The following is a 1172-nucleotide window of genomic DNA, read 5'->3' as shown; positions in this document are numbered from 1 at the left end:
ATGAACTCCCGCGTGATCGCCAGCAGGTCGTCCGTTGGCAGCAGCAAGGTGGTGCGCAGCGTCACGACAATCGCTTCCTGGGCCAGCGTCAACGCATAGGTTTATACACATCTTTTTTCGCCAATAAAATCAAACACTTACAAAGCACCAGCTGTTGCAGAAACAGCAATCCCGGAGTGCCTGCCCGATGGATTTCCCGTCAACGCACAACGACTTTGCTCAATTTTTAAGCAAAAACACTCAAAAAGTGCGGTTCTTGCGGGCCAGTGCGACGGTCAGAAAAAGATGTGTGTAAACCTATGGCGTCAACGTCGTGCGCAAGGTGTCCGGCCGATGGGACCGATCTTCTTCGCTGTCACGCTCTTTCCACTTGCGAATAGTCTGGCGGGTCACGTTGTATCGGCGGGCAAGTTCGGCTTGGGATAGCTCAGATTCACGGATTTCCTTACGGATCAAGTGCGTGGTTCTGGCAAGGCTGTGCAGTGCTTGGCTCATAGAGTCTGATGCGAATCGTTGGGATGGATAAGTGTACTCAAAACGTGCCGTGCCTTGAAGAGGGGCCAGCTACGGAAAGGTGCATAATCACACGAATCTAAACAAATAATTACCTCCTGCGCCATTCCAACAGGTAAATTTGCTGCTCGCTCAATAGCTTGACTTGATACGTTATTAATTAAATTATAGCTATTTGTTTGAATATTGTAGTTTTTTACCTCAAAGCTAGCAGTTCCATCTATCGCAACGAAATCGGGACGAACACTACCCAATGTTCCTTGCGGCACAGGCTGCCCATTTTTGAAACTTTGTTGCGCGTTATACTGCGCGCCCAAATCATTACCAACATCAATTTCAGACTGGCGCCATGTCGGCCGCGTTGCGCTATTTCCACCAACCACAGTCGTCGAAGCGCCCGAAACCTGCGCAACCACTTTCTCGGCCGCTATCAACGCCTGTGCATCCGCTATTGCACCGTTCAGCATACTTGCGCGCGCACTCATCGGCGCCTCCATCCCCTTTCCGAGGCGCGCCGCACCTACCGCACTTCCAAATCCTTCGAACGTTTCTATCTGATCAAATGATTTGATATTGCCCGCAACCGTCATGTCTTGAATCTGCAGCTTGATTGCCGAAAGCAAAGCCTGATCGCGACTCTCCATTTCGTCGCGCTGCAG

Annotated in this window: 1 protein-coding gene and 1 pseudogene; both read right to left on the bottom strand. The window is 50.8% G+C overall.

Annotated elements, in window-relative coordinates; translation table 11 throughout:
- Positions 1-300: 300 nt before the first annotated feature.
- Positions 301-495: pseudogene (locus H7U20_RS18565) on the bottom strand (helix-turn-helix domain-containing protein); the annotation flags it as partial.
- A partial coding sequence (locus H7U20_RS18560; protein ID WP_199760635.1) for a hypothetical protein occupies positions 492-1172 on the bottom strand: 681 nt, incomplete at its 5' end. The gene H7U20_RS18560 and the pseudogene H7U20_RS18565, both read right to left, overlap by 4 nt.

Origin of the sequence: Rugamonas violacea (assembly GCF_016461825.1) — a bacterium.
GTDB lineage: Bacteria > Pseudomonadota > Gammaproteobacteria > Burkholderiales > Burkholderiaceae_D > Rugamonas.
The sequence above is the reverse complement of the archived record's forward strand: the minus strand, read 5'-3'. Positions and strand labels throughout refer to the sequence as shown.